The organism is Ensifer sp. LBL (assembly GCF_050435225.1).
Lineage (GTDB): Bacteria > Pseudomonadota > Alphaproteobacteria > Rhizobiales > Rhizobiaceae > Ensifer.
Genome location: NZ_JBNDJY010000003.1, coordinates 828,748 through 844,224, shown reverse-complemented (window position 1 = coordinate 844,224; position 15,477 = coordinate 828,748). Strand labels below are relative to the sequence as shown.

Annotated in this window: 27 protein-coding genes and 1 pseudogene; all 28 read left to right on the top strand. The window is 59.3% G+C overall.

Annotation, left to right across the window (positions count from 1 at the left end; all coding sequences use genetic code 11):
* A pseudogene (gene tuf, locus OKW20_RS15800) lies at positions 1-267 on the top strand (elongation factor Tu); the annotation flags it as partial.
* A gap of 320 nt (positions 268-587) precedes the next feature.
* Entirely contained in the window at positions 588-896 is a 309-nt protein-coding gene (gene rpsJ / locus OKW20_RS15795) for a 30S ribosomal protein S10 (RefSeq protein ID WP_003507767.1), read from the top strand.
* 139 nt (positions 897-1,035) lie between these two features.
* Positions 1,036-1,722: a 50S ribosomal protein L3 gene (gene rplC, locus OKW20_RS15790; RefSeq protein WP_034795518.1), complete on the top strand. Its 687-nt coding sequence runs from the start codon at positions 1,036-1,038 to the stop codon at positions 1,720-1,722.
* Between the two features lie 12 nt (positions 1,723-1,734).
* Positions 1,735-2,355, top strand: coding sequence for a 50S ribosomal protein L4 (gene rplD / locus OKW20_RS15785; protein ID WP_034795521.1), 621 nt, complete (start codon positions 1,735-1,737; stop codon positions 2,353-2,355).
* The gene (locus tag OKW20_RS15780; RefSeq protein WP_034795524.1) at positions 2,352-2,645 is read left to right on the top strand and encodes a 50S ribosomal protein L23; all 294 of its coding nucleotides are present in this window, start codon (positions 2,352-2,354) and stop codon (positions 2,643-2,645) included. Before rplD ends, OKW20_RS15780 begins: the two co-directional genes overlap by 4 nt.
* Positions 2,646-2,688: 43 nt before the next feature.
* The gene (gene rplB / locus OKW20_RS15775; RefSeq protein WP_043623402.1) at positions 2,689-3,525 is read left to right on the top strand and encodes a 50S ribosomal protein L2; all 837 of its coding nucleotides are present in this window, start codon (positions 2,689-2,691) and stop codon (positions 3,523-3,525) included.
* A gap of 15 nt (positions 3,526-3,540) precedes the next feature.
* The gene (gene rpsS, locus OKW20_RS15770; RefSeq protein WP_018239488.1) at positions 3,541-3,819 is read left to right on the top strand and encodes a 30S ribosomal protein S19; all 279 of its coding nucleotides are present in this window, start codon (positions 3,541-3,543) and stop codon (positions 3,817-3,819) included.
* A gap of 2 nt (positions 3,820-3,821) precedes the next feature.
* Positions 3,822-4,211: a 50S ribosomal protein L22 gene (gene rplV, locus OKW20_RS15765; protein WP_034795534.1), complete on the top strand. Its 390-nt coding sequence runs from the start codon at positions 3,822-3,824 to the stop codon at positions 4,209-4,211.
* Positions 4,211-4,945, top strand: coding sequence for a 30S ribosomal protein S3 (gene rpsC / locus OKW20_RS15760; RefSeq protein WP_034795537.1), 735 nt, complete (start codon positions 4,211-4,213; stop codon positions 4,943-4,945). Before rplV ends, rpsC begins: the two co-directional genes overlap by 1 nt.
* Positions 4,946-4,983: 38 nt before the next feature.
* Positions 4,984-5,397: a 50S ribosomal protein L16 gene (rplP, locus tag OKW20_RS15755; RefSeq protein WP_011975175.1), complete on the top strand. Its 414-nt coding sequence runs from the start codon at positions 4,984-4,986 to the stop codon at positions 5,395-5,397.
* Positions 5,398-5,408: 11 nt separating this feature from the next.
* Complete coding sequence (rpmC, locus tag OKW20_RS15750; RefSeq protein WP_034795543.1) at positions 5,409-5,609, top strand: 50S ribosomal protein L29; 201 nt, start codon at positions 5,409-5,411, stop codon at positions 5,607-5,609.
* Between the two features lie 12 nt (positions 5,610-5,621).
* A complete protein-coding gene (gene rpsQ / locus OKW20_RS15745; RefSeq protein ID WP_034795546.1) occupies positions 5,622-5,858 on the top strand; it encodes a 30S ribosomal protein S17 in 237 nt (78 codons plus the stop codon).
* 178 nt (positions 5,859-6,036) lie between these two features.
* Complete coding sequence (rplN, locus tag OKW20_RS15740; protein WP_034795548.1) at positions 6,037-6,405, top strand: 50S ribosomal protein L14; 369 nt, start codon at positions 6,037-6,039, stop codon at positions 6,403-6,405.
* 14 nt (positions 6,406-6,419) lie between these two features.
* Complete coding sequence (gene rplX / locus OKW20_RS15735; RefSeq protein WP_025426674.1) at positions 6,420-6,731, top strand: 50S ribosomal protein L24; 312 nt, start codon at positions 6,420-6,422, stop codon at positions 6,729-6,731.
* Positions 6,724-7,281: a 50S ribosomal protein L5 gene (rplE, locus tag OKW20_RS15730; protein ID WP_043623396.1), complete on the top strand. Its 558-nt coding sequence runs from the start codon at positions 6,724-6,726 to the stop codon at positions 7,279-7,281. The genes rplX and rplE overlap by 8 nt, the downstream gene beginning before the upstream one ends.
* A 34-nt stretch (positions 7,282-7,315) precedes the next feature.
* Positions 7,316-7,621, top strand: coding sequence for a 30S ribosomal protein S14 (gene rpsN / locus OKW20_RS15725; RefSeq protein WP_034795562.1), 306 nt, complete (start codon positions 7,316-7,318; stop codon positions 7,619-7,621).
* Between the two features lie 12 nt (positions 7,622-7,633).
* Positions 7,634-8,032 (top strand): 30S ribosomal protein S8, encoded by a 399-nt coding sequence (gene rpsH, locus OKW20_RS15720; RefSeq protein ID WP_025426677.1) that lies wholly within the window; start codon positions 7,634-7,636, stop codon positions 8,030-8,032.
* Positions 8,033-8,078: 46 nt separating this feature from the next.
* Positions 8,079-8,612, top strand: coding sequence for a 50S ribosomal protein L6 (gene rplF, locus OKW20_RS15715; RefSeq protein ID WP_043623391.1), 534 nt, complete (start codon positions 8,079-8,081; stop codon positions 8,610-8,612).
* Positions 8,613-8,624: 12 nt separating this feature from the next.
* Complete coding sequence (gene rplR, locus OKW20_RS15710) at positions 8,625-8,987, top strand: 50S ribosomal protein L18 (RefSeq protein ID WP_043623388.1); 363 nt, start codon at positions 8,625-8,627, stop codon at positions 8,985-8,987.
* A gap of 128 nt (positions 8,988-9,115) precedes the next feature.
* Positions 9,116-9,685: a 30S ribosomal protein S5 gene (gene rpsE / locus OKW20_RS15705; RefSeq protein WP_043623386.1), complete on the top strand. Its 570-nt coding sequence runs from the start codon at positions 9,116-9,118 to the stop codon at positions 9,683-9,685.
* 12 nt (positions 9,686-9,697) lie between these two features.
* Entirely contained in the window at positions 9,698-9,901 is a 204-nt protein-coding gene (gene rpmD / locus OKW20_RS15700; protein WP_043623384.1) for a 50S ribosomal protein L30, read from the top strand.
* Between the two features lie 13 nt (positions 9,902-9,914).
* Complete coding sequence (gene rplO / locus OKW20_RS15695; RefSeq protein ID WP_034795576.1) at positions 9,915-10,385, top strand: 50S ribosomal protein L15; 471 nt, start codon at positions 9,915-9,917, stop codon at positions 10,383-10,385.
* A gap of 233 nt (positions 10,386-10,618) precedes the next feature.
* A complete protein-coding gene (gene secY, locus OKW20_RS15690) occupies positions 10,619-11,959 on the top strand; it encodes a preprotein translocase subunit SecY (RefSeq protein WP_043623382.1) in 1,341 nt (446 codons plus the stop codon).
* Entirely contained in the window at positions 11,956-12,534 is a 579-nt protein-coding gene (locus OKW20_RS15685; protein WP_034795582.1) for an adenylate kinase, read from the top strand. The genes secY and OKW20_RS15685 overlap by 4 nt, the downstream gene beginning before the upstream one ends.
* A 232-nt stretch (positions 12,535-12,766) precedes the next feature.
* Positions 12,767-13,135, top strand: a complete 369-nt coding sequence (gene rpsM / locus OKW20_RS15680) for a 30S ribosomal protein S13 (protein WP_034795586.1) — start codon at positions 12,767-12,769, stop codon at positions 13,133-13,135.
* Between the two features lie 226 nt (positions 13,136-13,361).
* Complete coding sequence (gene rpsK / locus OKW20_RS15675; RefSeq protein WP_003536496.1) at positions 13,362-13,751, top strand: 30S ribosomal protein S11; 390 nt, start codon at positions 13,362-13,364, stop codon at positions 13,749-13,751.
* Positions 13,752-13,854: 103 nt separating this feature from the next.
* Positions 13,855-14,865, top strand: a complete 1,011-nt coding sequence (locus OKW20_RS15670; protein ID WP_034795592.1) for a DNA-directed RNA polymerase subunit alpha — start codon at positions 13,855-13,857, stop codon at positions 14,863-14,865.
* Between the two features lie 44 nt (positions 14,866-14,909).
* Positions 14,910-15,335 carry a 50S ribosomal protein L17 gene (gene rplQ, locus OKW20_RS15665; RefSeq protein ID WP_429173415.1) on the top strand — a complete coding sequence of 142 codons (426 nt, stop codon included), beginning with the start codon at positions 14,910-14,912 and terminating at the stop codon, positions 15,333-15,335.
* The last annotated feature ends 142 nt before the right edge of the window (positions 15,336-15,477 follow it).

Here is a 15,477-nt window from a genome sequence, read left to right as displayed (position 1 = left end):
GCCGAAGCCTACATCCTGACGAAGGAAGAAGGCGGCCGTCATACGCCGTTCTTCACCAACTACCGTCCGCAGTTCTACTTCCGCACGACGGACGTGACGGGCATCGTCACGCTGCCGGAAGGCACGGAAATGGTTATGCCGGGCGATAACGTCACCGTTGCCGTTGAGCTGATCGTTCCGATCGCGATGGAAGAAAAGCTGCGCTTCGCTATCCGCGAAGGCGGCCGTACCGTCGGCGCCGGCATCGTTGCCTCGATCGTCGAGTAATCGACGAGACTGAGGGCGGGAAGACACAAGGCGCATGTGCTATGCGCCTTGGACATACCCGCCCCGAAAGATTTAGTTGGTCGCACGGCTTGCCGAAGACGACGAAATAGTGCAAATGGCGCCCACGCGTGATTTGCACGGTGCTTCGACGTTGTGCGCTCACAGAAAGACAGGCCGGCCACGGCCGCTCAAATAGGAAGGGGCAGGGGAAACCCTGTCCCTCCGATCTTTGAAAAGTTAGCGGACTGGCCGAAATTAAACGAAGTTCACTGCGTGTTTTTCCACGGAAACCGCAAGTAACCTGAACAAGGATAAGTCGTATGAACGGCCAGAACATCCGCATCCGCCTCAAGGCGTTTGATCACCGGATCCTCGACGCCTCGACGCGTGAAATCGTGTCGACTGCAAAGCGTACCGGTGCAAGCGTGCGCGGTCCCGTACCGCTGCCGACGCGCATTGAAAAGTTTACGGTCAACCGCTCGCCGCACGTCGACAAGAAGAGCCGTGAACAGTTCGAAATGCGCACCCACAAGCGCCTTCTCGACATCGTAGACCCGACCCCGCAGACCGTTGACGCGCTGATGAAGCTCGACCTGGCTGCCGGCGTCGACGTGGAAATCAAGCTTTAATAAACAAGGAAGGTACGTGGACCCCGGTCCAACGGCTTCCAAAAACGGGCGACCTCAAGATCGGATGATCTCAAGGAGACCTTAAACCAGAGATGTGAAGGGGCTTGCTCCGTCACTAACTCTCAAGAGGAATGAACCAATGCGTTCAGGTGTGATTGCACAGAAAGTGGGAATGACCCGCGTCTATAACGACGCCGGTGAGCATATCCCGGTTACAGTTTTGAAGCTGGAAAGCTGCCAGGTGGTAGCCCAGCGTACGGAAGAAAAGAACGGCTACGTTGCTGTCCAGCTCGGTGCTGGCCGCTCCAAGGTCAAGAACACGCCGAAGGCGATGCGCGGCCACTTTGCTGCTGCCAACGTCGAGCCGAAGGCGAAGCTCGTCGAGTTCCGCGTTTCCGCGGACAACCTGATCGACATCGGTGCAGAACTGACGGCGAACCATTTCGTTGCCGGTCAGCTCGTCGACGTCACCGGTACCACGATCGGTAAGGGCTTTGCCGGCGCCATCAAGCGCCACAACTTCGGCGGTCTGCGTGCAACGCACGGCGTTTCCGTATCGCACCGTTCGCATGGTTCTACCGGTTCCAACCAGGATCCGGGCCGCGTTTGGAAGGGCAAGCGCATGGCTGGTCACATGGGCCAGACGCGCGTCACCACCCAGAACCTGGAAGTCGTATCGACCGATGAAGACCGCGGTCTGATCCTGGTCAAGGGCGCTGTCCCCGGCTCCAAGGGTGCCTGGATCGTCGTTCGTGACGCCATCAAGTCGGGCACCCCGGAAGGCGCTCCGCGTCCGGCCGCTGTGCGCGCCGAAGCATCGAAGTAAGGGAGCCGAGTAATGGATCTCAACGTCAAAACCCTCGAGGGCAAGGACGCAGGAAAGGTTTCCCTTTCGGACGCCATTTTCGGCCTCGAACCCCGTGAAGACATCATTGCCCGCGTCGTTCGCTGGCAGCTCGCCAAGAAGCAGCAGGGCACGCACAAGGCCAAGGGCCGCGCGGAAGTTTCGCGCACCGGCGCCAAGATGTACAAGCAGAAGGGTACGGGCCGCGCCCGCCACCACTCCGCTCGCGCTCCGCAGTTCCGCGGCGGTGGTAAGGCTCATGGCCCGGTTGTCCGCAGCCACGCACACGACCTTCCGAAGAAGGTTCGTGCTCTCGGCCTGCGCCATGCGCTCTCGGCCAAGCTGAAGGCTGAAGAGATCATCGTCATCGACGATCTCGTTGCCAAGGAAGCCAAGACCAAGGCACTCGCCGGCGTGTTTGCCTCGCTCGGCCTCACCAACGCTCTCATCATCGGCGGCGCCGAGATCGAGAACAACTTCAAGCTCGCAGCCCAGAACATCCCGAATGTGGACGTTCTGCCGGTTCAGGGCATCAACGTTTACGACATTCTGCGCCGTGGCAAGCTCGTGCTTTCCAAGGCTGCCGTGGAAGCTCTGGAGGAGCGGTTCAAATGACGGATCTTCGCCACTACGACGTGATCGTGTCCCCCTCGATCACTGAAAAGTCGACGCTGGTTTCCGAACAGAACCAGGTCGTCTTCAACGTCGCCAAGGACGCTTCGAAGCCTGAGATCAAGGCTGCTGTCGAAGCTCTGTTCGGCGTCAAGGTTACGGCCGTGAACACGCTGGTCCGCAAGGGCAAGACGAAGCGTTTCCGCGGCTTTGCCGGAAAGCAGAAGGACGTGAAGAAGGCGGTCATCACGCTCGCCGACGGTCAGTCCATCGACGTCTCCACCGGTCTCTAACGGATAGGCCCATTAGGGTAAAAACCCAAAAGGGAACAAGAAAATGGCATTGAAAAATTTCAATCCGACGACCCCGAGCCAGCGTCAGCTGGTCATCGTTGACCGGTCCGGCCTCTACAAGGGCAAGCCGGTCAAGGCGCTGACCGAAGGCCTGTCTTCCAAGGGCGGTCGCAACAACCTCGGTCGCATCACCGTTCGCTTTCAGGGCGGCGGTCACAAGCGCACCTATCGTCTGGTAGACTTCAAGCGTCGCAAGTTCGACGTTGAAGGCACCGTCGAGCGTCTGGAATACGACCCGAACCGCACCGCGTTCATCGCGCTCGTCAACTACGCCGACGGCGAAAAGGCCTACATCCTCGCTCCGCAGCGCCTCGCTGCCGGCGACAAGGTCATCGCTTCGGAGAAGGCCGTTGACGTGAAGCCCGGCAACACGATGCCGCTGCAGTACATCCCGGTCGGCTCCATCATCCACAACGTGGAAATGAAGCCGGGCAAGGGCGGCCAGATGGCCCGCTCCGCCGGTACCTACGCACAGCTCGTTGGCCGCGACCAGGGCATGGCGATCCTTCGCCTGAACTCTGGCGAACAGCGCCTGGTGCATGGTTCCTGCCTCGCATCGATCGGCGCCGTGTCGAACCCCGACCACGGCAACATCAATGACGGTAAGGCTGGTCGTTCGCGTTGGCGTGGCAAGAAGCCGCACGTTCGCGGCGTCGTCATGAACCCGGTTGACCACCCGCACGGCGGTGGTGAAGGCCGTACCTCGGGTGGTCGTCACCCGGTTACCCCGTGGGGCAAGCCCACGAAGGGTAAGCGTACGCGCTCGAACAAGTCGACCGACAAGTTCATCATGCGCTCGCGCCACCAGAAGAAGAAGTAAGAGAGGAAGTCTCGAATGACTCGTTCAGTATGGAAAGGTCCGTTCGTTGACGGTTATCTTCTCAAGAAGGCTGAGAAGGTCCGCGAAGGCGGTCGCAACGAAGTGATCAAGATCTGGAGCCGCCGCTCCACGATCCTTCCGCAGTTTGTCGGTCTCACCTTCGGCGTCTACAACGGCAGCAAGCACGTTCCGGTCAGCGTCAACGAAGACATGGTCGGCCACAAGTTTGGTGAGTTCTCTCCGACCCGGACCTACTACGGTCACGGTGCGGACAAGAAGGCAAAGAGGAAGTAACAATGGGCAAGGCAAAAGCCGAACGCCGGCTGAAGGATAATGAGGCGCAGGCAGTTGCGCGCACGATCCGCGTCAGCCCCCAGAAGCTCAACCTGGTTGCCGCGATGATCCGCGGCAAGAAGGTCGATCGCGCTCTGGCCGAACTGGAATTCTCCCGCAAGCGCATTGCAGAGACGGTCAAGAAGACCCTTGAATCTGCCATTGCAAACGCAGAGAACAACCACGATCTCGACGTCGATTCGCTCGTCGTTGCAGAAGCTTACGTTGGCAAGTCGATTGTCATGAAGCGCTTCCACGCTCGTGGTCGCGGCCGTGCATCGCGTGTCGAAAAGCCGTTCTCGCACTTGACGATCGTCGTCCGTGAAGTGGAAGCCAAAGGGGAGGCCGCATAATGGGTCAGAAGATTAATCCAATCGGCTTCCGTCTCGGTATCAACCGGACCTGGGACAGCCGCTGGTTCGCGGACAACGCCGAATACGGCCAGCTTCTTCACGAAGACCTGAAGATCCGCGCTTACCTGATGGAAGAACTCAAGGCTGCCGGCATTGCCAAGGTGGTTATCGAGCGTCCGCACAAGAAGTGCCGCGTCACGATCCACTCTGCTCGTCCGGGCCTGATCATCGGCAAGAAGGGCGCTGACATCGAGAAGCTCCGCAAGAAGCTTTCCGAGATGACCAGCTCTGAAACGCACCTCAACATCGTTGAAGTGCGCAAGCCGGAAGTCGACGCAACGCTCGTTGCTCAGTCGATTGCCCAGCAGCTCGAGCGCCGCGTGGCTTTCCGCCGTGCGATGAAGCGCGCTGTTCAGTCGGCCATGCGTCTTGGCGCCGAAGGCATCAAGATCACCTGCGCCGGCCGTCTCGGTGGCGCCGAAATCGCTCGTACCGAATGGTACCGCGAAGGTCGCGTTCCGCTGCACACGCTGCGTGCGGACATCGACTACGGCACGGCTGAAGCGGAAACCGCTTTCGGTATCTGCGGCATCAAGGTCTGGATCTTCAAGGGCGAAATCCTTGAGCACGATCCGATGGCTTCCGAGCGTCGCGCGATCGAAAGTGACAACCAGGGCCCGGCAGGCCGTGATCGCGACCGTGGCGATCGTGACCGCCGTCGTGAAAACGCGTAACATTCGCGTTTGGCAGCCAATATCGGAGAAGTAAAAAAATGTTGCAGCCAAAGCGTACGAAGTATCGCAAGCAGTTCAAGGGCCGCATCAAGGGCGTAGCCAAGGGCGGATCTGATCTCGCTTTCGGTGAATTCGGCCTTAAGGCTCAGGAACCCAACCGCGTGAATGCGCGCGAGATCGAAGCGGCCCGCCGCGCGATCACGCGTCACATGAAGCGCGCCGGCCGCGTCTGGATCCGTGTGTTCCCCGACGTTCCGGTTACCGCCAAGCCGACGGAAGTCCGCATGGGTAAGGGTAAGGGTTCGGTCGAATACTGGGCATGCAAGGTCAAGCCCGGCCGAATGATGTTTGAGATCGATGGTGTCAGCGAAGAACTTGCCCGTGAGGCACTTCGTCTTGGCGCTGCCAAGCTCTCTGTCAAGACGCGCTTCGTGCAGCGTATCGCAGAGTAAGGAGTGAACTCATGAAAGCTGTAGATGTTCGCGCCCTGAGCGCCGATCAACTCAACGAAGAGCTCGCCAAGCTGAAGAAGGAGCAGTTCAACCTGCGCTTCCAGAAGGCAACCGGCCAGCTCGAGAAGTCTTCGCGTATCAACGAAGTCCGCAAGGACATCGCACGCGTCAAAACCATTGCCCGCCAGAAGGCGGCAGAAGCCAAGGCCTAAGGACCAGAAAATATGCCGAAACGCATTCTGCAGGGCACTGTTGTCAGCGACAAGAACGACAAGACCGTCGTCGTACGGGTCGAGCGCCGCTTTGCGCACCCGATCCTCCAGAAGACCGTCCGTCGCTCGAAGAAGTACAAGGCGCATGACGAAAACAACCAGTACAAGGTTGGTGACGTCGTTTCCATCGAGGAATGCGCGCCGATCTCGAAGGATAAGCGCTGGACGGTAGTCGCCGCCCACGCTTGATTTCAGCAGGTTTTGACGCCAAGACCCTTGCGTCTTGGGAAAATACCTGTATGAAGCACGCAATTGAAGCAGGGGAACGCTCGATTCCGGGCGTTCTTTTGCTTTGAGATGAGCACTATAAGCCGGGCGAGGGGGTTTCGACCCAACCGGCCTGGTAACAACAAGAAGGCGACCTGACATGATTCAGATGCAAACAAACCTCGACGTGGCGGATAATTCCGGCGCACGTCGTGTCATGTGCATCAAGGTGCTGGGCGGCTCCAAGCGCAAGTATGCGTCGGTCGGCGACATCATTGTCGTTTCGATCAAGGAAGCCATTCCGCGCGGCCGCGTAAAGAAGGGTGATGTCATGAAGGCTGTTGTCGTTCGCACTGCGAAGGACATCCGCCGTCCGGATGGCTCTGTCATCCGTTTTGACACCAACGCAGCCGTTCTTATCGATAACAAGAAAGAGCCGATCGGCACCCGTATCTTCGGACCGGTTCCGCGCGAACTTCGCGCCAAGAACCACATGAAGATCATCTCGCTGGCTCCAGAAGTACTCTAAGGGAGCGTTAAGAGATGCAAAAGATCCGTAAAGGCGACAAAGTCGTCGTTCTCACCGGTAAGGACAAGGGTCGTACCGGCGAAGTCGTACAGGTAATGCCGAAGGAAGACCGGGCTGTCGTGCGTGGCGTAAACATGGTGAAGCGTCACCAGCGCCAGACCCAGAGCCAGGAAGCCGGCATCATCAACAAGGAAGCCTCGATCCATCTTTCGAACATCGCGATTGCCGATCCGAAGGATGGCAAGCCGACCCGCGTCGGTTTCAAGATCGATGGCGACAAGAAGGTCCGCGTGGCCAAGCGTTCGGGAGTAGTGATCGATGGCTAAGTCCGCTTACGAGCCGCGGCTCAAGAAGGAATATGTCGAGCGTATTCGTGCGGCTATGCAGGAGAAGTTCTCCTACGCCAACGAAATGCAGATCCCGCGCCTCGACAAGATCGTCATCAACATGGGTGTTGGCGAATCGACGGGCGACTCCAAGAAGCCGACCGTTGCTGCTGCCGACCTCGCAGCGATTGCTGGCCAGAAGCCGGTAATCACCCGCGCTCGCAACTCCATCGCAGGCTTCAAGCTTCGCGAAGGCATGCCGATTGGTGCCAAGGTTACCCTGCGCGGCGTTCGGATGTTTGAGTTCCTCGATCGTCTCGTGAACATCGCTCTTCCGCGCGTTCGCGACTTCCGTGGCCTCAACCCGAAGTCCTTTGACGGACGTGGCAACTTCGCCATGGGCGTCAAGGAACACATTGTGTTCCCTGAGATCAACTACGACAAGGTTGATCAGATGTGGGGCATGGACATCATCGTTTGCACGACGGCTACTAACGACGACGAAGCTCGTGCTCTGCTCGCAGAGTTCAACTTCCCGTTCCGTCAGTAATCCGTAACGACAAGCGTAAAGAAGGATAACTTTAATGGCGAAAACGAGCGCAGTTGAAAAGAACAAGCGCCGCCGCAAATTGGTTGCCTCGCAGGCTGCAAAGCGTGCCGCTCTGAAGGCGACCATCATGAACCAGTCTCTGCCGATTGAAGAGCGGTTCAAGGCAACCATCAAGCTGGCAGGCCTGCCGCGCGATGGATCCAAGACCCGCATCCGCAACCGTTGCGAAGTTACCGGCCGTCCGCGCGCCTTCTATCGTAAACTTCGTATGTCGCGTATTGCGCTTCGCGAACTGGGCAACCTCGGCAAGGTGCCGGGTATTGTCAAGTCGAGCTGGTAAGGAGACGGGCACATGGCAATGACTGATCCGCTGGGCGATATGCTCACCCGTATCCGTAACGGCGCGGCTCGCCGCAAGTCGAGCGTTTCCACGCCGGCTTCGAAGCTCCGTGCACGTGTTCTGGATGTTCTTCAGGCTGAAGGCTACATCCGCGGGTACTCCGAAGTCGTATTCGGCAACGGCAAGGCCGAGCTGAATATCGAACTGAAGTACTACGAAGGCGCTTCCGTGATCCGTGAGATCGGCCGCGTTTCCAAGCCGGGCCGCCGAGTTTATGTCTCGGTTAAGTCCATTCCGCAGGTCGCGAACGGCCTCGGCATCACCATCCTTTCGACCCCGAAGGGCGTGATGGCCGATCATCAGGCACGCGAACAGAATGTTGGTGGCGAGATCCTTTGCTCCGTCTTCTAATCGAAGACGGTAGCAAGTTCTCCATAGCGAACAGACAGGTATAAAAATGTCTCGTATCGGTAAGAAGCCCGTTCAGGTTCCGGCAGGCGTCACGGCAAGCGTTGATGGCCAGAAGGTAACGGCGAAGGGCCCGAAGGGCGAACTGTTCTTCGTTGCAAACGACGAAGTCTCGGTAAAGCTCGAAGAAAATGCGGTTGTTGTACAGCCGCTCAGCCAGAGCAAGGATGCTCGTTCGAAGTGGGGCATGTCCCGCACGATGATCGAAAACATCTTCAAGGGCGTCAAGGACGGTTACGAGCGCAAGCTCGAAATCAACGGCGTTGGTTATCGTGCGTCGATGCAGGGCAAGAACCTGCAGCTGGCGCTCGGCTTCAGCCACGACGTCGTCTACCAGACGCCGGAAGGCATCACGATTGCTGTTCCGAAGCCGACCGAAATCATCGTGTCCGGCATCAACAAGCAGCAGGTCGGCCAGGTTGCCGCGGAAATCCGCGAATACCGTGGCCCCGAGCCCTACAAGGGCAAGGGCGTCAAGTATGCCGAAGAGCGGATTGTCCGCAAAGAAGGCAAGAAGAAGTAAGGATCACGCGAAATGGCTAGCAGGAAAGATACTCTTGTGCGTCGCGCCAACCGCGTGCGCCGTCAAATCAAGGCGGTCGCCAATGGCCGTCCGCGCCTGTCGGTTCATCGCTCGTCGAAGAACATCTACGTACAGGTCATCGACGACGTGGCCGGCAAGACGCTTGCGTCTGCCTCCACCCTCGATACCGATCTGCGTTCGTCGTTGAAGACGGGCGCTGACACGGCAGCTGCTGCTGCCGTCGGCAAGCTCATTGCTGAGCGCGCCGTAAAGGCTGGCGTCAAGGACGTTGTCTTTGATCGTGGCGCCTTCATCTATCACGGCCGCATCAAGGCTTTGGCCGATGCTGCCCGTGAAGGTGGTCTGAACTTCTGATCGGTTGCCAGGCGGGCGTTGCGCCTGCCTGGCACTCTCATAGGTTTCCGGTCGCATCCGATCCATCGGACGGGGGCGACTTTTGTCAATCTGCCGATTGCACCCGGAAAAGAAAAAGGAAAAGGACAATGGCACAGGAAAGAAAGGGTTCTCGCGAAGATCGCCAGAACCGCGAAGAGCGCGACAGCGAATTTGTCGATAAGCTCGTAGCAATTAACCGCGTCGCCAAGGTGGTGAAGGGCGGTCGTCGTTTCGGTTTCGCCGCTCTCGTCGTCGTTGGCGACCAGAAGGGCCGCGTTGGCTTCGGTCATGGCAAGGCACGCGAAGTGCCGGAAGCCATCCGCAAGGCAACCGAAGCCGCAAAGCGCGACCTGATTTTCGTCCCGCTGCGTGGTGGTCGTACCCTGCATCACGACGTTCACGGCCGTCATGGCGCCGGCAAGGTGCTGCTGCGTTCGGCCAAGGCCGGTACCGGTATCATCGCTGGTGGCCCGATGCGCGCCGTCTTCGAAACGCTCGGCGTTCATGACGTCGTTGCCAAGTCGACCGGTTCGTCGAACCCTTACAACATGGTTCGCGCAACGTTCGACGCCCTCAAGAACCAGATGCACCCGAAGGACATCGCAGCTCAGCGCGGCATGAAGTACGCCACGCTCCAGGCTCGTCGTGCCGCCTCCGGCGCTGCTTCCGAAGAATAAGGGAGCTGACAGATGGCTAAGAAAGAAGTCGCAGCGAAGACCGTTACCGTCGAGCAGATCGGTAGCCCCATTCGCCGTCCGGCCGTACAGCGTCAGACGCTGATCGGCCTGGGCCTCAACAAGATGCACCGGGTTCGCACGCTGGAAGACACTCCGTCTGTCCGCGGCATGATCCGTACCGTCCAGCACCTCGTTCGCGTCGTCGACGAGAAGTGAGGGGGATAAGCTCATGAAACTGAATGAAATCAAGGACAACGAAGGCTCGACCCACAGCCGTAAGCGTCTTGGCCGTGGTATCGGCTCGGGCTCCGGCAAGACCGCCGGTCGCGGTGTGAAGGGTCAGAAGGCTCGTTCGGGCGTTGCGATCAACGGCTTCGAAGGCGGCCAGATGCCGATCTACCGTCGTCTGCCGAAGCGCGGCTTCAACAACATCTTCGCTTCGGAGTTTGTTGTCGTGTCGCTCGGCCGTATCCAGACGGCAATCGACGCCAAGAAGCTCGACGCTTCCAAGACCGTTGACGCAGCTGCCCTCAAGGCTGCCGGCGTCATCCGTCGCGAAAAGGACGGCGTCCGCGTTCTGGCCGACGGCGAACTGAAGGCGAAGGTTTCGCTCGAAGTTGCCGGCGCTTCCAAGTCTGCGATCGAAAAGATCGAAAAGGCTGGCGGCTCGATCAAGCTGCTCGCAGCGGCTGCTGAATAATATTATTGATGAACCGCCCGGGGTGCTTCACTCCGGGCGGTTTTGCTCCCATATGTGAGCCTCACGTCCGCAAGCGCGAATCGCTCGCCGCGGCGGACATAGCGGAAACCACGGTGAGGCATCCGATTGCAGACACAATCGCCTCGCGTCCGGTTTTCAAGACGAAAAGTTAGTCCTTCCGGAACGGACCGGGTGTTCCCGCTGATTCCGAGATTTGGTACGCGGAGAATTGCATGGCTTCTGCAGCGGAACAGCTCGCCTCGAACCTGAATTTCTCGACTTTCGCCAAGGCGGAAGATCTGAAGAAACGGCTCTGGTTCACGCTTGGTGCGCTTCTGGTTTACCGTCTTGGCACCTATATCCCGCTGCCCGGTCTTAACCCGGAAGCGTTTGCCCAGGCATTCCGCGGCCAGAGCGGCGGCATCCTCGGCCTCTTCAACATGTTTTCGGGCGGTGCAGTTGAGCGCATGGCGATCTTCGCGCTCGGCATCATGCCCTATATCTCTGCTTCGATCATCGTTCAGCTGATGACCTCTGTCGTTCCGGCACTGGAGCAGCTGAAGAAGGAAGGCGAGCAGGGCCGCAAGATCATCAACCAGTACACCCGTTACGGCACGGTGCTTCTCGGCACGGCGCAGGCTTACGCGATCGCGGTCGGCCTCGAGAGCGGCAACGGCCTCGTTAACGATCCGGGTTGGTTCTTCCGTATTTCGACCGTCATTTCTCTTCTTGGCGGCACCATGTTCCTGATGTGGCTCGGTGAGCAGATCACCTCGCGCGGCATCGGCAACGGCATCTCGCTGATCATTTTCGCCGGTATCGTCGCCCATCTGCCGACGGCTCTGGCCGGCACGCTCGAACTCGGACGCACCGGCGCACTATCGACCCCGCTGATTCTCGCGATCATCGTCATGGTCGTCGGCGTCATCGCGCTCATCGTGTTCGTCGAGCGCGCCCAGCGGCGGCTTCTGATCCAGTATCCGAAGCGCCAGGTCGGCAACCGCATGTTCCAGGGCGACACCTCGCACCTGCCGCTGAAGCTCAACACATCGGGCGTTATCCCGGCGATCTTCGCCTCGTCGCTGCTGCTTCTGCCGGCAACGCTTGCAGGCTTTGCCAATACCGCGACGCTGCCGGGCTGGGCGACCACCGTTGTTGGCGCGCTCGCGCACGGCAAGCCGCTCTACATGGTGCTCTACGGTGCGATGATCGCGTTCTTCGCCTTCTTCTACACGGCGATCGTCTTCAATCCGAAGGACACGGCCGACAATCTGAAGAAGCACGGCGGCTTCATTCCGGGCATTCGTCCGGGCGAGCGTACCGCGGAATACATCGATTATGTCCTGACGCGCATCACCGTGATCGGTGCGGCCTATCTGATCTTCGTCTGCATTCTGCCGGAAGTTCTGATCGCTCAGACCGGCGTGCCGTTCTACCTTGGTGGTACGTCGCTTTTGATTGTTGTCAGCGTCACCCTTGATACGGTAGCACAGATCCAGGGCCACCTCATCGCACAGCAATATGAGGGGCTGATCAAGAAGTCGAAGCTGCGCGGAGGAAAGAGGGGACGATGAGACTGATTTTTTTGGGACCGCCGGGCGCTGGCAAGGGGACACAGGCCAAGCTTCTGACGGAGAGATACGGCATTCCGCAGCTTTCCACAGGAGATATGCTGCGGGCGGCCGTCGCCCAGGCGACCGAGGTCGGCAAGCGTGCCAAGGCGGTCATGGATGCCGGTCAGCTGGTATCCGATGAGATCGTCAACGAAATCGTGTCGGATCGCATCGACCAGCCGGACTGTGCGAAGGGGTTCATCCTCGACGGTTACCCGCGCACGGTTCCGCAGGCGATCGCGCTCGGCAAGATGCTCGAGGGCAAGGGTCTGAAGCTCGATGCCGTAATCGAGCTCAAGGTCGACGAGGCAGCCCTTGTAAAGCGGATGGAGAATCGCGTAGCGGAAACCATCGCAGCCGGCGGCACCGTTCGTTCGGACGACAATCCGGAAGCCTTCAAGCGCCGGTTGACCGAGTACCGCGAAAAGACGGCGCCGCTCTCCGAGCACTACGCCGGAACGGGGCAGCTCAGAACGGTCGATGGCATGGCGGAAGTGAACACCGTCACCGCCGAGATCGAGAAGATTCTGGCTTAGACACTGGTCTTTGCCGAAAAGGAACTGCCGGGGAGTTGACTTTTCCGGCCGATTCCGCCAAAGACAGCGCCAACTCGCGACATGAGAGCGGTCGGCGCGGTCTTCAAAGAAAATGAAGTCCGGGTACGGTCGTTTTTGACGTGTCTCGAACCTCAATCAACGTGCGGCTCTTCGAGGTCGCGTAACGAAGCACCTATTGCCGGATGGCAACTGGAACGCAAGGAGAATAGACGTGGCACGTATCGCTGGCGTCAACATCCCGACGGCAAAGCGCGTAGTTATTGCGCTGACCTACATTCACGGGATCGGCCCGAAATTCGCACAGGAAATCATCGAGAAGGTCGGTATCCCGGCTGATCGTCGCGTGCATCAGCTGACGGACGCTGAAGTCCTGCAGATCCGCGAAACGATCGACCGCGACTACCAGGTCGAAGGTGACCTGCGTCGCGAGACCTCGATGAACATCAAGCGCCTGATGGACCTCGGCTGCTACCGCGGCCTGCGTCACCGTCGTGGCCTTCCGGTTCGCGGTCAGCGCACCCACACCAACGCTCGCACCCGCAAGGGTCCGGCGAAGGCGATTGCCGGTAAGAAGAAGTAATTTCCCGAAAAGGGAGATTGGGAGGCTGGTGTCAAACACCGGCCTCCTTTTGCAGTTTGGAAGGGCGTTCGCCTGACCTTTGTTCGGCCGATCCGGCCGGGCGATATGTTCGCAGGGCGATACTTCGTCCTGCGGGAAGTGAAGATGCAGGGCAGGGGACGTCAAATCCTTTTCCCGGTGGAGCCGCTGGAATTACGGCGGTGCAGAGATCTAAGAAAGGGATCCTATGGCCAAGGAAGCCACCCGCGTTCGCCGTCGCGAACGCAAGAACATCACGTCTGGCGTTGCGCACGTCAATTCGTCGTTCAACAACACCATGATCACCATCACCGACGCACAGGGCAACGCGATTGCCTGGTCGTCTGCCGGTGCCAAGGGTTTCAAGGGTTCGCGTAAGTCGACCCCGTTTGCCGCACAGATCGCCGCTGAAGACTGCGCCAAGAAGGCCCAGGAACACGGCATGAAGTCGCTGGAAGTTGAAGTTTGCGGTCCGGGTTCCGGCCGTGAATCCGCTCTTCGCGCGCTGCAGGCTGCGGGCTTCATGATCACCTCGATCCGCGATGTGACCCCGATCCCGCACAACGGCTGCCGCCCGCGCAAGAAGCGCCGCGTCTGATCATATGCATTCAACATGCCGGTGAGGGCGCAGACGCGCGCTCCCGGTCTTCGGGGCTCGGTTGTCACGATTGGATGGTGGCAACGAACGGAAGGCAGAAAACATGATCCAGAAGAATTGGCAGGAACTGATCAAGCCGAACAAGGTGGAGTTCGTCTCCTCCGGCCGCACCAAGGCAACGCTGGTTGCGGAACCGCTTGAACGCGGCTTCGGTCTGACGCTCGGCAACGCGCTTCGCCGCGTGCTGCTGTCGTCTCTGCGCGGTGCTGCTGTCACCGCAGTGCAGATCGACGGCGTCCTGCACGAGTTCTCCTCTATCCCGGGCGTCCGGGAAGATGTGACGGACATCGTGCTCAACATCAAGGAAATCGCCATCAAGATGGATGGCGACGACGCAAAGCGCATGGTTGTGCGCAAGCAGGGTCCGGGCGTTGTAACCGCCGGTGACATCCAGACGGTTGGCGATATCGAAATCCTCAACCCGAACCATGTGATCTGCACCCTCGACGAGGGCGCCGAGATCCGCATGGAGTTCACCGTCAACAACGGCAAGGGCTACGTTCCGGCAGATCGCAACCGTTCGGAAGATGCTCCGATCGGCCTGATCCCGGTCGACAGCCTGTACTCGCCGGTCAAGAAAGTGTCCTACAAGGTGGAAAACACCCGCGAAGGCCAGGTTCTTGACTATGACAAGCTGACGATGTCCATCGAGACGGACGGCTCCGTCACCGGTGAAGATGCGATCGCATTTGCGGCCCGCATCCTTCAGGACCAGCTGTCGGTCTTCGTCAATTTCGACGAGCCGCAGAAGGAAGCAGAGGAAGAGGCAGTTACCGAACTCGCCTTCAACCCGGCGCTTCTCAAGAAGGTCGACGAACTGGAACTTTCGGTCCGTTCGGCCAACTGCCTGAAGAACGACAACATCGTCTACATCGGCGACCTCATTCAGAAGACCGAAGCAGAAATGCTCCGCACGCCGAATTTTGGTCGCAAGTCGCTGAACGAAATCAAGGAAGTTCTCGCTTCCATGGGCCTGCACCTCGGCATGGAAGTGCCGTCCTGGCCGCCTGAGAACATCGAAGATCTCGCCAAGCGTTACGAAGACCAATACTAACCATTAGACTGCGGGCGAATGCCTGCAAGTGAAGGAGAATAGCCATGCGCCACGGTAAAGCCGGCCGCAAGCTGAATAGAACCGCCAGCCACCGCAAGGCGATGTTTGCCAACATGGCAGCTTCGCTGATCGAACACGAGCAGATCGTTACGACCCTGCCGAAGGCTAAGGAAATCCGCCCGATCGTCGAGAAGCTCGTCACGCTCGGCAAGCGCGGTGACCTGCATGCTCGCCGCCAGGCGATCTCGCAGATCCGCGACGCCGCTGTCGTTGCCAAGCTGTTCGACACGATCGCATCGCGTTACGCCACCCGCAACGGCGGCTACCTGCGCATCATGAAGGCTGGCTTCCGTCACGGCGACAACGCCGCGCTCGCCGTCATCGAATTCGTTGACCGCGACGTCTCGGCAAAGGGCGCGAAGGATTTCGCCCGCGTTGCTGCAGAAGCTGAAGCTGCCGAAGCAGCCTAAGCCGATCGAAGGCAGAAAATTGAAGCGGCCGGGTGTTCGTCACCCGGCCGCTTTTTCTTTGGGCGTATTTTTCGGTGGGCCCGTTGTTTGAGTGCACGCCTGACAGCGCGCCCGCTCAGGCGCCGTTTCGTTGACATGCGAT